Source organism: Mycobacterium sp. (genome assembly GCF_044223235.1).
GTDB lineage: Bacteria > Actinomycetota > Actinomycetes > Mycobacteriales > Mycobacteriaceae > Mycobacterium.
The window spans coordinates 15,830-32,747 of record NZ_JBGAME010000039.1; the positions used below are offsets into that span (position 1 = coordinate 15,830).

The 16,918-nt window shown below is 67.7% G+C and carries 11 protein-coding genes and 2 pseudogenes; 4 read left to right on the forward strand and 9 right to left on the reverse strand.

The features are described 5' to 3' along the window. The first annotated feature begins 104 nt into the window (after window positions 1-104). A complete protein-coding gene (locus ADBZ6K_RS25380; RefSeq protein WP_526351927.1) occupies window positions 105-911 on the forward strand; it encodes an IclR family transcriptional regulator in 807 nt (268 codons plus the stop codon). A 2-nt stretch (window positions 912-913) separates the two neighbouring features. Next, on the forward strand, window positions 914-2,455 hold the full coding sequence (gene glpK / locus ADBZ6K_RS25385) for a glycerol kinase GlpK (RefSeq protein WP_526351929.1): 1,542 nt from the start codon (window positions 914-916) through the stop codon (window positions 2,453-2,455). Window positions 2,456-2,533: 78 nt separating this feature from the next. On the opposite strand, the gene ygiD is transcribed toward glpK, so the two are convergent. The 4 genes from ygiD to gabT form a co-directional block, all read right to left on the reverse strand. Next, on the reverse strand, window positions 2,534-3,379 hold the full coding sequence (ygiD, locus tag ADBZ6K_RS25390; protein WP_526351949.1) for a 4,5-DOPA-extradiol-dioxygenase: 846 nt from the start codon (window positions 3,377-3,379) through the stop codon (window positions 2,534-2,536). Between the two features lie 158 nt (window positions 3,380-3,537). Further along, window positions 3,538-4,989 carry an NAD-dependent succinate-semialdehyde dehydrogenase gene (locus tag ADBZ6K_RS25395; protein WP_526351931.1) on the reverse strand — a complete coding sequence of 484 codons (1,452 nt, stop codon included), beginning with the start codon at window positions 4,987-4,989 and terminating at the stop codon, window positions 3,538-3,540. 30 nt (window positions 4,990-5,019) lie between these two features. Further along, on the reverse strand, window positions 5,020-6,288 hold the full coding sequence (locus ADBZ6K_RS25400) for a Glu/Leu/Phe/Val family dehydrogenase (protein ID WP_526351933.1): 1,269 nt from the start codon (window positions 6,286-6,288) through the stop codon (window positions 5,020-5,022). After that, window positions 6,285-7,643: a 4-aminobutyrate--2-oxoglutarate transaminase gene (gene gabT, locus ADBZ6K_RS25405; protein WP_526351935.1), complete on the reverse strand. Its 1,359-nt coding sequence runs from the start codon at window positions 7,641-7,643 to the stop codon at window positions 6,285-6,287. Before gabT ends, ADBZ6K_RS25400 begins: the two co-directional genes overlap by 4 nt. A 112-nt stretch (window positions 7,644-7,755) precedes the next feature. On the opposite strand from gabT, the gene ADBZ6K_RS25410 reads away from it, so the two are divergent. Next, window positions 7,756-9,231, forward strand: a complete 1,476-nt coding sequence (locus tag ADBZ6K_RS25410; RefSeq protein ID WP_526351937.1) for a PucR family transcriptional regulator — start codon at window positions 7,756-7,758, stop codon at window positions 9,229-9,231. 17 nt (window positions 9,232-9,248) lie between these two features. Here ADBZ6K_RS25410 and ADBZ6K_RS25415 read toward each other — a convergent pair whose 3' ends face one another. Together ADBZ6K_RS25415 and panD are read right to left on the reverse strand one after the other, a co-directional pair. Continuing rightward, window positions 9,249-10,559: a lysine N(6)-hydroxylase/L-ornithine N(5)-oxygenase family protein gene (locus tag ADBZ6K_RS25415; protein ID WP_526351939.1), complete on the reverse strand. Its 1,311-nt coding sequence runs from the start codon at window positions 10,557-10,559 to the stop codon at window positions 9,249-9,251. After that, window positions 10,559-10,966, reverse strand: coding sequence for an aspartate 1-decarboxylase (panD, locus tag ADBZ6K_RS25420; protein WP_526351941.1), 408 nt, complete (start codon window positions 10,964-10,966; stop codon window positions 10,559-10,561). Before panD ends, ADBZ6K_RS25415 begins: the two co-directional genes overlap by 1 nt. A gap of 287 nt (window positions 10,967-11,253) precedes the next feature. Between panD and ADBZ6K_RS25425 the strand changes: the two genes are divergently transcribed. Next, window positions 11,254-12,231, forward strand: a complete 978-nt coding sequence (locus ADBZ6K_RS25425; RefSeq protein ID WP_526351943.1) for an ABC transporter substrate-binding protein — start codon at window positions 11,254-11,256, stop codon at window positions 12,229-12,231. Window positions 12,232-12,282: 51 nt separating this feature from the next. Here the strand turns inward: ADBZ6K_RS25425 and ADBZ6K_RS25430 are convergent, their stop codons facing one another. From ADBZ6K_RS25430 to ADBZ6K_RS25440, 3 genes and pseudogenes are all read right to left on the reverse strand, one after another. After that, window positions 12,283-14,553, reverse strand: coding sequence for an amino acid adenylation domain-containing protein (locus tag ADBZ6K_RS25430; RefSeq protein WP_526351951.1), 2,271 nt, complete (start codon window positions 14,551-14,553; stop codon window positions 12,283-12,285). Then, a pseudogene (locus ADBZ6K_RS25435) lies at window positions 14,481-15,356 on the reverse strand (condensation domain-containing protein); the annotation flags it as partial. The gene ADBZ6K_RS25430 and the pseudogene ADBZ6K_RS25435, both read right to left, overlap by 73 nt. A gap of 68 nt (window positions 15,357-15,424) precedes the next feature. Continuing rightward, a pseudogene (locus ADBZ6K_RS25440) lies at window positions 15,425-16,771 on the reverse strand (condensation domain-containing protein); the annotation flags it as partial. Window positions 16,772-16,918 lie beyond the last annotated feature (147 nt).

Below are 16,918 nucleotides of genomic sequence, written 5' to 3' on the forward strand. Positions count from 1 at the left end.
CTGAAAAGTTATTCGGATCACACGGTCGGCGGAATCCTCGGAGTTCGGCATTGCCGAACTCCAAACCGTCTGACCATGTCGAACACGGGCGTAGCCTGTGCTCTGTGTCACGGTCGGTGCAGTCGGTCGAGCGGGCAGCGGCGATGCTGCAGCTGTTGGCGTCCGAGGATGAGCCGCTCGGTCTTATGCAGGTGGCGGCAGCGCTGAATCTGCCCAAGGGCACCGCCCATGGGCTGCTCCGCACGCTGAGCGAGGTCGGCTTCGTCACGCAGGACGACGCCACCGGTCGATACCTGGTGTCGCCCGAGCTCTTCCGCCTCGGCACCCCGCGCCTCGATTTGCACGAACTCAGGGCGAAAGCGTTGAACTGGGCCGACAATCTGGCTGCCCACACTGGTGAGGGAGTGGTGCTCGCGGCGTTCCGTGACGGACATGCCGTCGTCGCGCACCATGTGTTGCGGGCGGAGCGGACCCGGCCGGTCTACGGCGTGCACGACGGCTCCGCAAGCAGTCGTGCTCGCCGTCTTGCGGTCGGGACGCGTCTCCCGTTGCACGCCGACGCGATGGGCAAGGTGCTGCTGGCGTTCGACCCCGGGGCGGCCCGCAGCCTCGGCCACCAGGCGTTGGTCAGCCTGACTCACCGCACGATCACCGATCGAGTCGTATTGCAGCGTGGGCTCGCCACCGTCCGGGACCGCGGGTGGGCCGACAGCGTCGAAGAGGACGAACCCGGCAGAGCCACCGTGGCCGCGCCGGTCCGCGATCACGGTGGCTACGTCGTGGCCGCCGTCGGCATCGAGGGTCCGGTCGGGCGAGTATGCGACGAGCGGCTCCGTCCGCACGCTCGGATGGTGGCCGACGTGCAGCAGACGGCTCAGGCGATCTCCCGCGAGCTCGGACACGGGATGTAGTGATGGCCCCTCGTTATGTGGCCGCGCTGGATCAGGGCACCAGCTCGACAAGATGCATCGTGTTCGACCAGCACGGCCGCATGGTGTCCATCGCCCAGAACGAACACCGCCAATACCATCCGGCTCCCGGACACGTCGAACATGATGCACTCGAGATCTGGTCGGTCACAAAGAAAGTGCTTGTATCCGCCATACGCAAGGCCGGGATCGACCATACCGACGTCAGCGCCCTGGGCATTACCAACCAGCGCGAGACCACCGTGTTGTGGAGCCGGGTGACAGGCATGCCCGTGCACCGGGCGATCGTGTGGCAGGACACCCGGACCCGCGGGACGTTGTCCGAGATCACCCAAGCGATCTCGGCCGATGAGATACGCAGACGCACCGGTCTGCCCGTGGCGGCGTACTTTTCGGGTCCGAAGATTCGATGGCTGTTCGACAGTGTTCCAGGATTACGCGAGCAAGCCGAGTCTGGGGACCTGATGTTCGGGACGATGGACTCCTGGATCGTGTGGAATCTAACTGGGGGCGCCGGCAATCCAAATGCCGTTCACATCACCGATCCGACCAACGCCAGTCGCACGATGCTGATGAGGCTTGACAACCTGTCGTGGGACGATGAACTTCTGGCCGCGATGCGGGTGCCGCGGTCAACGCTTCCCGAGATCGGTCCGTCGATCGGCCTCGGCATCCTGACCGTCGATCCGGTGCCGGGGATTCCGATCACCGCCGTGATCGGCGACCAGCAGGCGTCGTTGTTCGGTCAGACGGCGTTCGACGCCGGCGATGCCAAATGCACATTCGGGACCGGATCCTTCCTGCTGCTCAACACGGGTACCGAGCTGGTTCACTCGCGTCAAGGGCTGATCACCACGGTGGCGCGAACCACCGCTGGGGAACCGACCGAATACGCGCTGGAAGGCTCGATCGCCACCGCCGGGGGCCTGGTTCGATGGTGTCGAGACAACCTCGGTCTGATCCGGAGCCCCGCCGAGATCGAGACACTCGCCGAAAGCGTGGACGACAACGGCGGGTGCTTCTTCGTTCCGGCCTTCTCTGGGTTGTTCGCCCCGTTCTGGGATCCGACCGCTGAGGGCTTGATCGTGGGTTTGACCGGCTACATCGGCAAAGGGCACCTCGCGCGTGCCATGCTCGAGTCGACGGCCTGGCAGACGAAAGATCTTGTCGACGCCATGAATACCGACGCCGGGGTACCCGCGAAATCCCTGACCGTCGACGGTGGAATGACGGCGAACAACCTGCTCATGCAAACCCTCGCGGACGTGCTCGACGTGCCGGTGATCCGTCCGATAACCGCCGAAACCGTCGCCCTTGGCGCGGCGTACGCGGCCGGCCTTGCCGCCGGCGTCTGGCCCCACCGCGACACGCTTCGCCGCCATTGGCGTCGAGCCGCCGACTGGACACCCAAGATCGATCCCGCGGTGCGGGACAACGAATGGCGCCGATGGCGGCACGCGGTCTCGCTGGCCCGTCAGTGGGGAGAATTGAACAACAGGCCAACCCCCGATTCTCGGGGCGGCTGATGGGGAGCGGGCCGGGCGGGCGCGGAAGGCCCTTCGGCACTGTGGATGTCTGTGCAGGCGGTACGCACCGGCATGAGGTCAGATGTTGGACTGGTCGGCCGGTGCGTCGGTGTCGCGTGAGGGTGGCTGCGTTTCGCCATCGGCGGTGACGGTCGGTGACAGGCCGATGCTGTAGGAGGTCATCGACAACGAGCCGTAGCTGTACCCGCCGACCAGGACGTCGAGCGCCGAGTTGGCCGCACCCGCCGAGCCCGCCACGTAGAGCATCGGGATGAAGTGGTCGGGCGTGGGGACGGCCTCGTGGTAGTCACGGTGGTCGAGGAGCCGCAGCGCCTCGGTCGGGTCGGAGGTCAGCAGTCGCTGAGCCTCGTCGTCGAACCGTGCGGCCCAGTCGAACCCGGCGTCGCCGAGCCGCCAGTTGATGGCGGCGAGGTTGTGCACGATGTTGCCGCTACCGACGATGATCACGCCGCGGTTGCGCAACGCGGCCAGCCGCGCGCCGAGGTCGAGGTGATAGTCCAGCGGTTTGTAGGCGTTGATGGACAGTTGCACGACGGGGATGGAGGCGTCGGGGAAGGCGTGGGTGAGCACCGACCAGGTGCCGTGGTCGATTCCCCAGCTGTCCACGTCGGCGCCGACCCAGGTGGGCTTGACGATCTCGGCGATCTCCTCGGCCAGCGACGGCAGACCCGGCGCGGGGTACTGCACATCGAACAGCTCCCGGGGAAAGCCGTAGAAGTCGTGGATCGTGCGCGGCCTGGCCATGGCGGTCACCGCGGTCGCGTTGATGTACCAGTGGGCGCTGATCACCAGGATGGCCCTTGGCCGCGGCGCGGCCTGCCCGAACGCGCGCCAGGCTGCGGTGTACCTGTTGGTCTCGAGGGCATTCATCGGGCTGCCGTGACCGATGAACGCGGCGGGCATCAGCGTCGGGTCGGGACCCTCAGACACGGCGAACTCCGTTCGGTGACCACGCCGATGACCGGCTCACTGATACCCGAGAATAATGTCATTCGGGTGCCCGTCGCCGACTTGGGGTGGGTCTGCCGGGTCGATCCTCCGATCGACCCGGCGGTGCCTCACTACTCGCCCACGCTGAAGTACTGCGCCTCCTGGAACTCGTGCAGCCCGTCGCGGGCACCCTCGCGGCCGAGGCCGCTCTGTTTGGTCCCGCCGAATGGTGCCGATGGATCCGACACGATGCCGCGGTTGACCCCGACCATTCCGGCGTCGATGCCCGCGGCAATCCGCAGTGCGTCCTGCAGCTTCCCGGCGTACACGTAGGCGGCCAGCCCGTACTCGGTGTCGTTGACCCGACGCAGGAGCTCGGCTTCGTTCTCCCACAACACGATAGGGGCCACCGGACCGAAGATCTCCTGCGTCAGGATGGACGCATCTTCGGCCACACCGGTCAGCAGCGTCGGGGCCACATAGCATGCGCCGTCGGGGATCGGCGCCTGCGCGGCGATCGTCGCGCCCTCGGCGACCGCGTCGGCGATCAGGCGGCGAACCCCGGCTGCGGCGCGGTCGGTGATGAGCGGACCCACCTGTGATGCCGGGTCCGACGCCGGGCCGACCCGCAGCGCCGCGATCGCCTCACCGAAACGGGCGATGAACGCATCGGCCGCGTCGGCGTGGACGTAGAACCGGTTGGCCGCCGTGCACGCCTGGCCGCTGCCGCGGAACTTGGCCACCAGCGCCCCCTCGACGGCGGCGTCGATGTCGGCGTCGGCGGTGATCACGAACGGGGCGTTACCCCCGAGTTCCATACTGGCGTTGACCACGCGGTCAGCCGCCTGCCTGAGCAGCTGCCGTCCGACGCCGGTGGAGCCGGTGAAGGAGATCTTGCGGACCCTGTCGTCGGCCAACCATGCCGACACGACCGTGGGAGCGTCGGTGGTGGGCACGAGGTTGACCACGCCGTCGGGAACCCCGGCATCGGCCAGCAATCGGCAAATGGCAAGTGCGGTGAGCGGCGTTTCAGCGGCCGGTTTGAGCACCACCGTGCACCCGGCGGCCAGTGCTGGCGCGATCTTGCGGGTCGCCATGGCAGCGGGGAAGTTCCACGGGGTGACCAGCGCGGCGACACCGACCGGACGGTGGGTGACCACGGTGTGGGCGCTACCCGCCGGGCTCACCCCGTAGCCGCCGCCGGTGCGGACGGCTTCTTCGGAGAACCAGCGGAAGAACTCCGCCGCGTAGCTCACCTCGGCCTGGGCGTCCGCCCGGGGTTTGCCGTTCTCCGCGCAGATCAGCGCCGCCAGCCGGTCGGTGCTGGCGATCATCAGATCGTAAGCGCGGCGCAGGATTTCGGCGCGCTCCCGGGGAGCGGTGGCCGCCCAGCCGGGGAAGGCCGTCGCCGCGGCGTCGACGGCGCTGCGTGCCTCGCTCTCGCCCCCGTCGGAGACGTGGGCGATCACCTGGCCGGTGGCGGGATCGTCGACGGCGAACGTCGATGCGGTGCCGTGGGCGAGGCCGCCGATGAGCAGGGCGTGCTTGGGATCCAGTTCCGCGATCACATCGTCGATGTTCATGCGTCTCTCCTGACGGGTGCTTAGGGATGCTTAGGGGTACAGCCCGCGCAGTTGCGCGGCCTGGGCGACCCGCTCGACCGCAAGGCAGGTGGCCGCGGTACGCAGCGGGAGGTCGAGTTTGGCGGCATGACTGCTCACGTGGTCCCACGCGGTCAGCATCCGCTCGGCCAGCCGGGTCTCGACCTCGTCGGCGCGCCACCAGTAGGCCTGGTTGGCCTGCACCCATTCGAAGTAGGACACGATGACACCGCCTGCGTTGGCGAGGATGTCGGGGACAACGAGTTTGCCTGCGGCGTTGAGGATCTCGTCGGCCTCCGGAGTGGTGGGACCGTTGGCTCCCTCGACAATCACCGAGGCATGGACCCGGTGCGCGTTGCCCGCATGGATGACCCCCTCGACGGCGGCGGGCACGAGCAGGTCAACGTCGGCCTGGAGCAGGTCGTCGTTGCCGATGGCGTCGCCGCCCGCGAAGCCGACGACCGATCCGGTCGCGTCGACGTGTGCCTCCAGCAGGGGGATATCGAGCCCGAAGGACGATGCGACGGCACCGTACTGATCGGAGACGGCGACGACGCGCACGCCTGCGTCGAAGAGGAACCGCGCGGTGTGCCTGCCGACCTTGCCGAAACCCTGCACGGCGGCACTGGCCGTCTCGGGCCGGATGCCGCGATGGCGCATCGCCGCCAGCGCCACGTGCACCACGCCGCGTGACGTCGCGGTGGCACGTCCCAGTGAACCCCCGAGGCTGACCGGCTTGCCGGTGCTGACACCAAGGACGGTGTGGCCATGCTGCACCGAGAAGGTGTCCATCATCCACGCCATGGTCTGCTCGTCGGTGCCTACGTCGGGGGCCGGAATATCGCGTTCGGGCCCGATCAGCGGGCTGATCTCGGACGTGTAGCGCCGGGTGACGCGTTCCAGCTCGGTCGCGCTGTAGTGGCGCGGATCGATGCGCACGCCGCCCTTGGCCCCGCCGTAGGGCACGTCGAGCAGGGCGCACTTCCACGTCATCCACATGGCCAGCGCGCGCACCTCGTCGAGCGTGACGTCGGGGGAGTAGCGTAGCCCGCCCTTCGCCGGTCCGCGAGAGACGTTGTGCTGGACCCGATGACCGATCAACAGCTCGATGTCGCCGTTGTCGCGGCGCAGCGGAATGCCCACCGTCACCTCGCGGCGCGGGGTGGCCAGCATCGCGTACAGCCCGTCGTCGTAGCCGAGAATCGTCGTGGCCTCGCGCAACTGGGCCCGGGCGTCGTCGAGTGGGCCGGTGAAAAGGGGTGTTTCGGTGGTGATGCTCATCGGATCTCCTGGAAGGTCTGGTCGAGGATGTCGAGTCCCTCGGTCAACAGGTGGTCGGGCATGGTCAAGGGCGGCAGGAAGCGCAGCACGTTGCCGTAGGTGCCGCAGGTCAGCACGATCAGGCCCTTGGCGTGCGCGGCCTTGGCGATGCGGGCGGTGAGTTCGGCGTCCGGTTCGGTGCCGCCCGGCGTGACGAGTTCGATCGCGATCATCGCGCCGCGGCCGCGAACGTCGCCGATACGCGGATCGCGGTCCTGCAGTTCGGTCAGGCGCTGGGTCATGATCGCGCCGATCTCGCGCGCCCTGGCGATGAGCCCGTCGCGCTCGATCGTGTCGATCACCGCGAGTGCGGCGGCGCACGCCAGCGGATTGCCCCCGTAGGTGCCGCCGAGACCGCCGACATGGGGGGAATCCATGATCTCGGCGCGGCCGGTCACTGCGGACAGCGGAAGGCCACCCGCGATGCCTTTCGCCGTCACCAGCAGGTCGGGCACGACGCCGTCGTGCTCGCAGGCGAACATCGCGCCGGTGCGGGCGAAGCCGGTCTGGACCTCGTCGGCGATGAACACGACTCCTGCACTGCGGCACCAATCGGCAAGCGCGGCAAGGAAGCCCGGCGCGGGGACGATGAAGCCGCCCTCGCCCTGGATGGGCTCGATGACCACGGCCGCGAGGTTGTCGGCGCCGATCTGCTTGTCGATCATCTGGATCGCCCGCTGGGCCGCCGCCGGACCGTCGACACCGCTGTCGCGGAACGGGACCGACATCGGCACCCGGTAGATCTCGGGGGAGAACGGGCCGAAGCCGCTCTTGTAGGGCATGCTCTTGGCCGTCATCGCCATGGTCAGGTTGGTGCGGCCGTGGTAGGCGTGGTCGAAGACGGCCACCGCCTGCTTGCCGGTGTGCGAACGGGCGATCTTCACCGCGTTCTCCACCGCCTCGGCGCCCGAGTTGAACAACACCGTGCGTTTGTCGTGATCGCCCGGCGTGATCTGGTTCAGCGCCTCGGCTACCCGCACGTAGCTCTCGTAGGGCGTCACCATGAAGCAGGTGTGGGTGAACGCAACCACCTGCTCGGACACCGCGTCGACGATCGCGGGGGCGCTGTTGCCCACCGTGGTGACCGCGATCCCGGAACCGAAATCGATCAGCGAGTTGCCGTCGGCGTCGACGACGACACCGCCCCCTGCGGCGACGACGTACACCGGCAGGGTGGTGCCAACCCCGCGGGGAACGGCGGCGGACTTGCGCGCGTGCAGGCGCTGGGACTGCGGGCCGGGGATCGCGGTCAGCAGCCGGCGCTCCTGTTCGACGCCGGCTTCGATACCGGCGCAGTCGATGGTGCTCGTGGACAACGGAACCTCCAAATGCTCAGGTGTGATGAGAGCAACGGTAGGGGCCGCACCGGTCGCCAGACATGGACGGAACGCACATGTCAAGATTCACCAGCTGTGCAAAACTGTCACTGTGGTCACGGTTGCGGAGGTGCTGGCCGAGCGTGAGCTCGCCCTGGAGGCGCTCTACCTTCCGCAGCCGGATGCCGAGATCCGATGGGTCGCGACCAGCGAACTTCCCGATCCCGCGGCCTTCTTCGAGGGTGGCGAGATCCTGCTGACGACGGGCCTGCAGACGACCGCATGGCGCGGCGAATGGGACGGTTACGTGCGCAGCCTGGTCGCCGCGGGCGTCGTCGGAATCGGGATCGGAACGGGGCTCACCTATGCCCGGGCGCCCCGCGGGCTCGTCAGCGCCTGCGAAGCGGGCGGACTCAACCTGATCGACGTCCCCCGGCGCACGCCGTTCGTGGCGATCAGTCACCGGGTGTCGCAGATGCTGGCCGCCGCGGAGGAGGAAGCGGCCAGACAGGCGCTGGATCACCAGCGCAAGCTCACTGCGGCGGCGGCCAAGCCACGGGCTGCGTCGGCCGTGATCGAGGTCCTCGCGCGCATTCTCGGCGGTGCGGTTGCGGTGATGTCCGCCGACGGGCAGGTGGAGTTGGGGCCGGTCGGGGAGAAGCGGGCGCAGCTGAGCCCGGAGGCGCTGGCTCCCGAGGTGAAGCGGCTGCGACAGCGCGGGGTGCGATCCGCGTCGACGCTGTCCGACGCGGCGGGCACCACCGTGCTTCAGCCGCTAGGGGTGTCCGGACAGCGCTCGTCTTACCTCGCCGCGACCGGACCGAGCCGCCTCACCGACGCCCAGCGCAGCGCGATCACCACCGGCGTGGCGCTGCTCAGCCTCATCGGCGAACAGGCACGCAGTGCCGCGGTGACGCGCCGCCGCCTGCGAGCGCGCGCCGTGGAGCTGACCGTTGCAGGCGACCCCGGCACCGCCCAGCTCGTTCTCGGCATCGACCCGGACACCCCCGAACTACCCGACGATCTGCGCATCGTGCTGGCCTCGGGCACTCCGGAGGCCGCCGGCGCCGCCGTCGACGCCGTCGAGAGGATGGGCGCGATTGCGGCCGCACAGCACGACAGGGTGTGTGTGATCGCACCCGAGCACCGCGCGCCGGCCATCGCGGCGGCGCTGGCGGACGACGGGCTGCTGGTCGGTGTCGGCAACCGGGCCGCGGTGGACGATGCGGCGGGCAGTCACCGGACCGCGGGTCTCGCGCTGGCGCAGGCGACCGCGGCCACGCCGGTGGTCACCTGGGACCGCGTCGTCGCGCAGGGACCGCTCGGGTTGATCGACGCCCGCAGCGCGCAGGCCTTCGCGACGGCGTTCCTCGGCGACCTCGACGATGAGCAGGTAGAGACGCTGCGGTGCTTCCTGCGGCACCACGGATCGCGGCTGAAGGTCGCCGAGGAACTCGGCCTGCACCGCAATACTGTGCGAAATCGGTTGGAGGCGATCGAGGCCCGGCTGCCGGGCGCCCTCGACGACCCGCAGACCCGGGTCAGTGCGTGGATCGCGCTGCAGTCACTGCCGGAGCACGCGCGGTGAGGTGTCCGACGCCAGGCTCAGTGCGGCGTGGCGCCGACCGGGCTCAGCCGAGAAGCAGCGATCGATTGCACGATCTCCGCGCTGCGCACGGCGATGTTGGACAGCAGCGACGACGTCAGCCCGTGGGTGTGTTCGGTGTTGCCCTGGATGTAGAGCCCGCCCGCGGTGGGCGGTGAGGTGGACAGCCGGTAGTCGCGCGACACCACGGGCTGGCCATCGGCCAGCACCAGATCGTCGTAGAGGTCACCGAGGATGGCGCGCAGCGGTGTCGGCAGGAAGCCGGTGGCGTAGATGACGGCGTCGCAGTCGATCTGGTCGACGGCCCCGGTGGGGTGGTGCAGGATGTGCACCCGCACACCGTCCTCGTCCTCCTCGGTTTTGTGCACGCTCGACGCGCCCCGGATGAACAATCGTCGACGACCTGCCACCCGTTCGGCGTACTCGCGGGCGTAGAGATCCTCGATGAGGGTGAGGTCGACGGCCGAGTAGTTGGTGCTGCGGTGGTAGCTGATCAGCTGCCTGCGCACACCGGGGTCGGCGTCGTAGAAATCGTTGACGGCGCCGGGATCGAACACGCGGTTGGCGAACGGGCTGTCGTCGGCCGGGCTGTACCCGTACTTGGCGAAGACGCCGTGTACCTCCACCGACGGCGACATGGCATGCAGATGGCCGGCCACCTCGGCGGCGCTCTGTCCCGCCCCGACGACGGCGAACCTGTTATGTCTGCGGGACGGTAGCCGCCGCAGGTCGTGCAGGAAGCCGTGATTGTGGATCTGGCGGGCCGAGGGTGTGACGCCCTGCGGGAGTTGGGGGTGCAGTCCGCCGGCGATCACGACATTGCGGGCCCGTAGCCGTCCCGCGGCCGCGCCGGTCACGTCGATGTCGAAGGCCCCGTCGGCATCGTGGATGGCGGTGACCCGCGACCCGTACTGCACCTCGGCGTCGACCTTGTCCGCGGCCCAGGACAGGTAGTCGTGGAACTCCAGCCGGGTCGGGAAAAAGGTCTTGTAGTTGATGAACTCGGTGAGCCTGCCCCGTTCGGTCAGGTACTTCAGAAAGGTGAAGTCGCTCTGTGGATTACGTTGTGTGACGAGGTCTTTGAGGAAGGAGATCTGCATGGTGGCTCCCGGTATCAGCATTCCGGTGTGCCAGCCGAATTCGGGTTTGGCCTCCACGAACGCCGCGGTGAGCGGCAGGGTGACGCCCGGCAGGTTGTTGTGTTCCTGTACGGCGATCGCCAATGCCAGGTTGGAAGGCCCGAATCCGACCCCGACGAAATCCAGCACCCGGTGGTGGCCGTTTGACGATGGGGCGCCTGTCCCTGCCATCACGCGCCTGCCATCTGGTCGACGGCGCCCGGTACGGGCTGGGCGGGGTCGGATCCGAGTCCGACGATCCGGTTCGCCGAGTTCACGTGCACGACCCTGGCCAGGTGGCTGTCGCGCTCGGTGTCGTCCAGGGTGACGAAGGACATGATGATGACGAGGTTGCCGGGTGAAACCAGATGTGCCGCCGCGCCGTTGATGCCGATGACGCCGGACGCCGGGGCTCCGGCGATGGCGTAGGTGACCAGGCGGGCGCCGGTGGTGATGTCGACGACGTGTACCTGCTCGCCTTGGACGATGTCCGCCGACGCCATCAATTCGGCGTCGATGGTGATCGATCCGACGTAGTGCAAGTCGGCTTGGGTGACCGTCGCCCGGTGAATCTTGCCCGCGAGCAATGTCCGTTGCATCCTCGACCTTTCCCCGCCTGATCCAAGCGGCCCTGCCCGTTTGCGCGAGTCCGCGGTGCAGCTCCTGCTGCAGTATTAAGCGAAGGCTAACCTAAATTACAGGCAATGCAATACCTCGCCGGGTAGGGCAATTGGCCCGCAGCGCAACCGAAACAGACTGCGAGCCAAGCATTCCTGTGGAGTACCTGTGAATTGCCTCGAAGAGGAATCCACACTGTCGCTCTCGGAAATTATCTTAGCCTAAGCTAATGTGCTGGCTGCAATGATGCCGAGTGAAGGGACTACGTGTGAAGCTGCGTTTCGGGAGGTGGCGCGGTGCCGTGGCTGTCGTCGCCGTGATTCTCCTGGCGGGGATGGCAACTGCCTGCGGTACGTCGCAAAACGATGCCGCGCCTGCGGAGGGGGTGACGATCACCCACAAGTTCGGTGAGGCAACTGTCCCGGCAAATCCGAGCCGGGTGGTCACCGTCGGATGGACGGATCAGGATTTCGTGCTGCCATTCGGGGTGGTTCCCGTCAGCACCCGTGAATTCTTCGAGAACTACAACAACTATCCCTGGGTCAACGACGCCACCGACGGTAAGGGCGTAAGCACCTGGGGCAGCGACGAGATCGACTTCGAGGCGATCGCCGCGCAGAAACCCGACCTGATTCTTGCGATCTACGAGTCGATCGACAAGCAGACCTATGAGCGGCTGTCACAGATCGCGCCGACGGTGATCCAGTCGGCGGACTACCCGGACGAGGAAACGCCCTGGGACGTCCAGCTGCTGACCACCGGCCAGGCACTCGGCAAGGAACAGGAGGCACGGGAACTGGTCGATCGGGTTCGCGGTCGCATCGATGAGGCCCGTGACGCCAATCCCGAGTTCGACGGGAAGACTCTGGTGGTGGACTTCGGGCCGGAGAGCGGTGGGCACTACCTTTTGCCCGAGGGCGATCCGCGCCGCGCGTTATTCACCGCACTGGGATTCAAGACCCAGGAGGTCGACGGCGATGTCAGCGAGGAGAAGCTGGAGTTGCTGGACCGGGACATCCTGTTCGTCAACGGCGCCACCAAGGAGCAGATGCTCGCCTCCCCGGCGTTCGCGCGTCTCGGGGTGGTGCGCGAGGACCGGACGCTCTACACCACATTCGATTCCAATCTCAGTGGCGCGCTGACCTACAGCGGGCCCGATGCGCTGCTCTACGCGCTCGACGTGCTCACCCCGCAACTCGCCAACGCGCTCAACGGCAGACCGGTCGCCGATCTGTCCGACGCCTGACGTCGTTCGCCAGAATGCCCGCCGGAGTGTCTCCGGCGGGCATTCGCCGTCTCACGCGCCGAGGGCCGCCGCGATGAGCGGACCCAGCCGGGCCAATATGTCGGCATCCATCAGATCCGAGTGGCGACAGTCCATCTCGACCACCCGCAGCGTGCCACGGACCTGATCGCGCCAGGCCACGGAGGCGACACCCAGCTGGTCCATCTCCAGCATCGCGTCGACGAAGAAGACGTCGCCGTCGTAGTGGCCGTATTCGGCGCCGACGATGAAACGTTCGGCCGCCACGTAATTCTCGATGGCCAGGGCGATCTGATCGTCGTCGAGGATTCCGATCGCGTCGTCCTGGACGTGCATCATCTCCACCGCTTCGGCGACGGTCATCCGGCGTCCGGCGTCGACGGGGAAGCCCATCTCGCGGAGCAGCGCGGCCAGCGCAGACCCGGAATCGAACGAGTCGCCCGCCGCCACTTCGGGATACGAGTCCAGCATGCCGAGGAAGGCCACCTCGCGGCCGCGTGTGCTCAGCTGCTGGGCGATGAGGAAGGCCACCGCGCCGCCGAAGGACCAGCCCAGCAACCGGATCGGCCCGTCGGGGGCGATCGCGACGATCGTGTCCGCATACCCGGCGGCCAGTTCGGTGAGGGTGTCCGGCAGCGACGTTCCGGAGAACAGCGGCGATTGCAATCCGTACAGCGGGATCTGCTCGGGCAGATGGCGTTTCAGGCCGGCGAACTGCCAGCTCAGCCCGCTGGCCGGGGGGAGGCAGAACAGGGGCGGCTCGGTGCCTGTGCTCCGCAGCGGCAGCACGGGCGCCAGACTGTCGGCCGGGTCTCCGGTCGGGTCCGCCAGTCGGCGTGCCACCTGTGACACGGTGCAGGCCAGCATGAGATCGGCGACGGAGATGTCGGCGCCGAAGTCGCGGCGGATCGCGCCGGCCAACCGCACCAGCAGCAGTGAGTGGCCGCCCAGGGTGAAGAAGTCGGCGTCGACGGTGGTGACATCGACCCCCAGCACATCGGTGAACAGTTCGCAGAGCCGTCGTTCGTCGTCGGTCGCCGGCGGGCGGCCCTCCGCCACATCGGGCGCCGGTTCGGGGAGCGCTTTGCGGTCGAGTTTGCCGCTGGGTGTCACGGGTAGCGCCGCCAGTGCGACATAGGACGACGGGGTCATGTGCGGCGGTAGCGTGGCCGCGCAGAATTCCCTCAGCGCCTGCGGGGACGGCGCCGGAATGCCCTCGGTGGGTATGTAGTACGCCACCAGCCGATCGGATTTGACCATCACGTGTGCGGTGGTGATGGCGGGGTGTGTGGTGAGTGTGGTTTCGATTTCGGTGGGTTCGATGCGGACGCCGCGGAGTTTGATTTGGTCGTCGGTGCGGCCGAGGTATTCGAGGTGGCCGTCGGTGCGGCGGCGCACGAGGTCGCCGGTGCGGTACATGCGGGTGGCGGTGTCGAAGGGGTTGGCGATGAAGCGTTCGGCGGTGAGGTGGTGGCGGTGGAGGTAGCCGTGGGCGAGTTGGATGCCGGCGAGGTAGAGCTCGCCGGGGGTGCCGTCGGGGACGGGGTGTAGGTAGTTGTCCAGGACGTAGGTGCGGACGTTGTGGCCGGGTTGGCCGAGGGCGACGGGGCCGTTGTCGGCGGTCCAGCCCAGGGCGTCGACGGAGGTTTCGGTGGGTCCGTAGAGGTTGTGTAGGGGGATGGGCAGGGTGGTGGTGAAGCGGTGGGCCAGGGGGGTGGGGAGTGCTTCGCCGCCGACGGTGACGCGGGTGAGGGTGGTGCAGTGGGCGGCGTGGGGTTCGTCGAGGAAGGCTTCGAGCATGGAGGGGACGAAGTCGATGGCGGTGATGTGGTGGGTGGTGATGGTGTGGGCGAGGTAGTGGGGGTCGCGGTGTCCGCCGGGTTGGGCGATGACGGCGGTGGCGCCGGTGCTCAGTGGCCAGAAGATTTCCCAGATGGAGGTGTCGAAGCTGATGGGGGTTTTGATGAGCATGCGGTCGCCGGGGTGTAGGGGGTAGGCGTGTTGGAGCCAGGTGATGCGGTTGACGATGCCGGCGTGGGGGATGGCGACGCCTTTGGGTCGGCCGGTGGAGCCGGAGGTGTAGAGGATGTAGGCCCAGGATGCGGGGTTGATGGGGGGGTGGGGTGTGGTGGTGGTGTGGTGGTTTTTGGCGTGTTGTACGGGGGGGGGTTGTCGATGACGGTGTGGGGTTGGGCGTCGGTGGTCATGTGGGCGAGGCGTTCTGGTGGGTAGTCGGGGTCCAGGGGTAGGAACGCGGCGCCGGTTTTGGCGACGGCGAGCAGGGCGACGATGAGTTCGAGGGATCGGGGTAGGGCGATGCCGATGATGGTGCCGGGTTGTGCGCCGGTGGTGGTGAGGGTGGCGGCGAGGTTGTTTGACCAGTGGTCGAGTTCGGCGTAGCTCAGGGTGGTGTCGTGGTAGATCAGTGCGGTGGCGTGGGGGGTGGTGTGGGCTTGGTGGGTGAACAGGGCGGCGAGGTCGGTGGGGGTGTCGGGGTGGGGGGTGTGGTCGGTGTTGTTGTGGTGTGTGAGGAGGTGTTGGCGTTCGCCGGTGTGGAGGATGTCGATGGCCGACAAGGGGTTTGTGGTGTCGGTGGCGATGTGGGTGAGCACGGTGGTGAGTCGTTGGGTGAGGTGTTCGACGGTGGTGTGGTCGAAGAGGTCGGCGCTGTATTCGGCGATGATGGTGGGTTGTTGGGGGTGGTCGATGAGGGTGAAGCCGAGGTCGAACATGGCTGTGGTGACGGGTGGTTGGGGCCAGTGGGTGGGTAGGCCGAGCATGTCGCTGTCGCTGTCGGTGTCGTCGGGTCGGTGGTAGCCGATGAAGACGTTGAATAGGGGGTTGCGTCCGGCCACGCGTGGGGGGTTGAGGTCTTCGACGATGCGGTCGAAGGGGATGTCCTGGTGGGCGAAGGCGGTGAGGTCGGTGGTGCGGATGCGGGTGAGCAGGTCGTCGATGGTGGGGTTGGCGGAGAGGTCGGTGCGCAGCACGACGGTGTTGACGAAGAAGCCGACGATGTCGTTGAGGGCGGTTTCGTCGCGTCCGGCGGTGGGGGTGCCCACGATGATGTCGTCGCCGGCGCCGAGGCGGTGCAGCAGGATGGCCACGGCGGTGTCACCATGAGCATGCTCAGTTGTCGGGTGGCGGCCAGCTCGCGTAGTGCGGTGGTGATGTCCTCGGGTAGGTCGAGGGTGAGGGTGGCGCCGGTGCCGGTGGGGCGTTGGGGTCGGGGTCGGTCGGTGGGCAGGGTCAGTTCGTCGGGGGCGCCGGCGAGGGTGTCGCGCCAGAACTGTCGTTGTTGGTCGCCGACGCGGTCGAGTAGTTGGTGTTGCCAGAGGGTGTAGTCGGCGTAGTGCACCGGTAGTGGGGGGAGTGGGGTGTTTTGGCCGATGCTGCGGGTGCGGTAGGCGGTGTTGAGGTCGCGTAGCAGGGGGGTGTCGGACCATTCGTCGCTGGTGATGTGGTGCAGCAGCAGGGCGATGGTGTGGTGGTCGGGTGCGGTGCGCAGGATGCTCAGTCGTACCGGGATTTCGGTGCTCAGGTCGAAGTGGTGGGTCAGGGCGGTGGTGATGTGTTGGTCGAGTTCTGTGGTGGTGCAGTCGATTAGGTGTATGGGTGCGCGGGTCGCGGTGGGCAGGATGTGTTGGGCGAAGCCGTCGGTGTCTTCGGTGAACACGGTGCGCAGTGATTCGTGGCGGTCGATGACGTCGCCCAGGGCGGCCTGTAGTGCGGTCAGGTCGAGGGGGCCGTGCACGTTGAAGAGCAGTGGATAGTTGTAGGCGGTGCCGGTTTCGCCGAGGCGGTCCAGGATCAGCAACCGCTGTTGAGCCGGTGAGGCGGGCACTCGTGGCGGGCGTGGTCCTGCCAGCAGCGGTGGGCGGGTGTGGGTTTTGGGTGCGGTATCGATCAGTGCGGCCAGCTCGGCCACGGTGGGGGCGTCGAACACGTCACGGATGCTGACCTCCACACCCAACTCCGCACGCACCCGGCTCATCAACCGGATACTGGACAACGAATGTCCGCCCAGATCAAAGAAATCCGCGTCGGCCACGGACACCTCAACACCCAACACCTCACCGAACAACCCACATAACACCCGCTCGGTCACACCCACCGGCAACCGACCCGTCGCGGCGGCGGGGGACACCTCGGGTAGTGCGCGCACGTTCAGTTTGCCGTTGTCGGTCAGCGGCAGCGTCCCCAGCACCGCCAAACCTGCTGGCACCATGTAGGGCGGCAGCGCGCGTTTCAGATGGGCACGGACCCGGGCGATCAACTCGCCGTGGTCGCCCGCGGTGGGGCCTGCGACGATGTAGCCCACCAATCGATGCGAACCCGGCGTATTCGGGTCGGGGCGGGCGATCACCGCCGCCTGCCTGACCTCCGGATGGGTGGCGATCACCGCCTCCACGTCGCCCGGTTCCACCCGGTAGCCGCGAATCTTCACCTGACCGTCGGTGCGGCCGAGGAAGTCGAGATAGCCGTCCGCGCGCCGGCGCACCAGGTCCCCGGTCCGGTACATCCGGCCCGGCTCCGCGGGATTGGCAACGAAACGTCCTGCGGTCAGCGCGGGCCGGCCCAGATACCCCTGCGCCAGGCCGGCGCCCGCGATGTAGAGTTCGCCGGCCGTGTCGTCTGCGACGGGCCGCAGCCAATTGTCCAGGACGTA

What these genes read in the sequence shown, in the direction of transcription:
- glpK (WP_526351929.1), top strand. Translation starts at nt 914, where the DNA reads ATGGCCCCTCGTTATGTGGCCGCGCTGGATCAGGGCACCAGCTCGACA.
- ygiD (WP_526351949.1), bottom strand. Translation starts at nt 3,379, where the DNA reads ATGCCCGCCGCGTTCATCGGTCACGGCAGCCCGATGAATGCCCTCGAG.
- ADBZ6K_RS25395 (WP_526351931.1), bottom strand. Translation starts at nt 4,989, where the DNA reads ATGAACATCGACGATGTGATCGCGGAACTGGATCCCAAGCACGCCCTG.
- ADBZ6K_RS25400 (WP_526351933.1), bottom strand. Translation starts at nt 6,288, where the DNA reads ATGAGCATCACCACCGAAACACCCCTTTTCACCGGCCCACTCGACGAC.
- ADBZ6K_RS25415 (WP_526351939.1), bottom strand. Translation starts at nt 10,559, where the DNA reads ATGGCAGGGACAGGCGCCCCATCGTCAAACGGCCACCACCGGGTGCTG.
- panD (WP_526351941.1), bottom strand. Translation starts at nt 10,966, where the DNA reads ATGCAACGGACATTGCTCGCGGGCAAGATTCACCGGGCGACGGTCACC.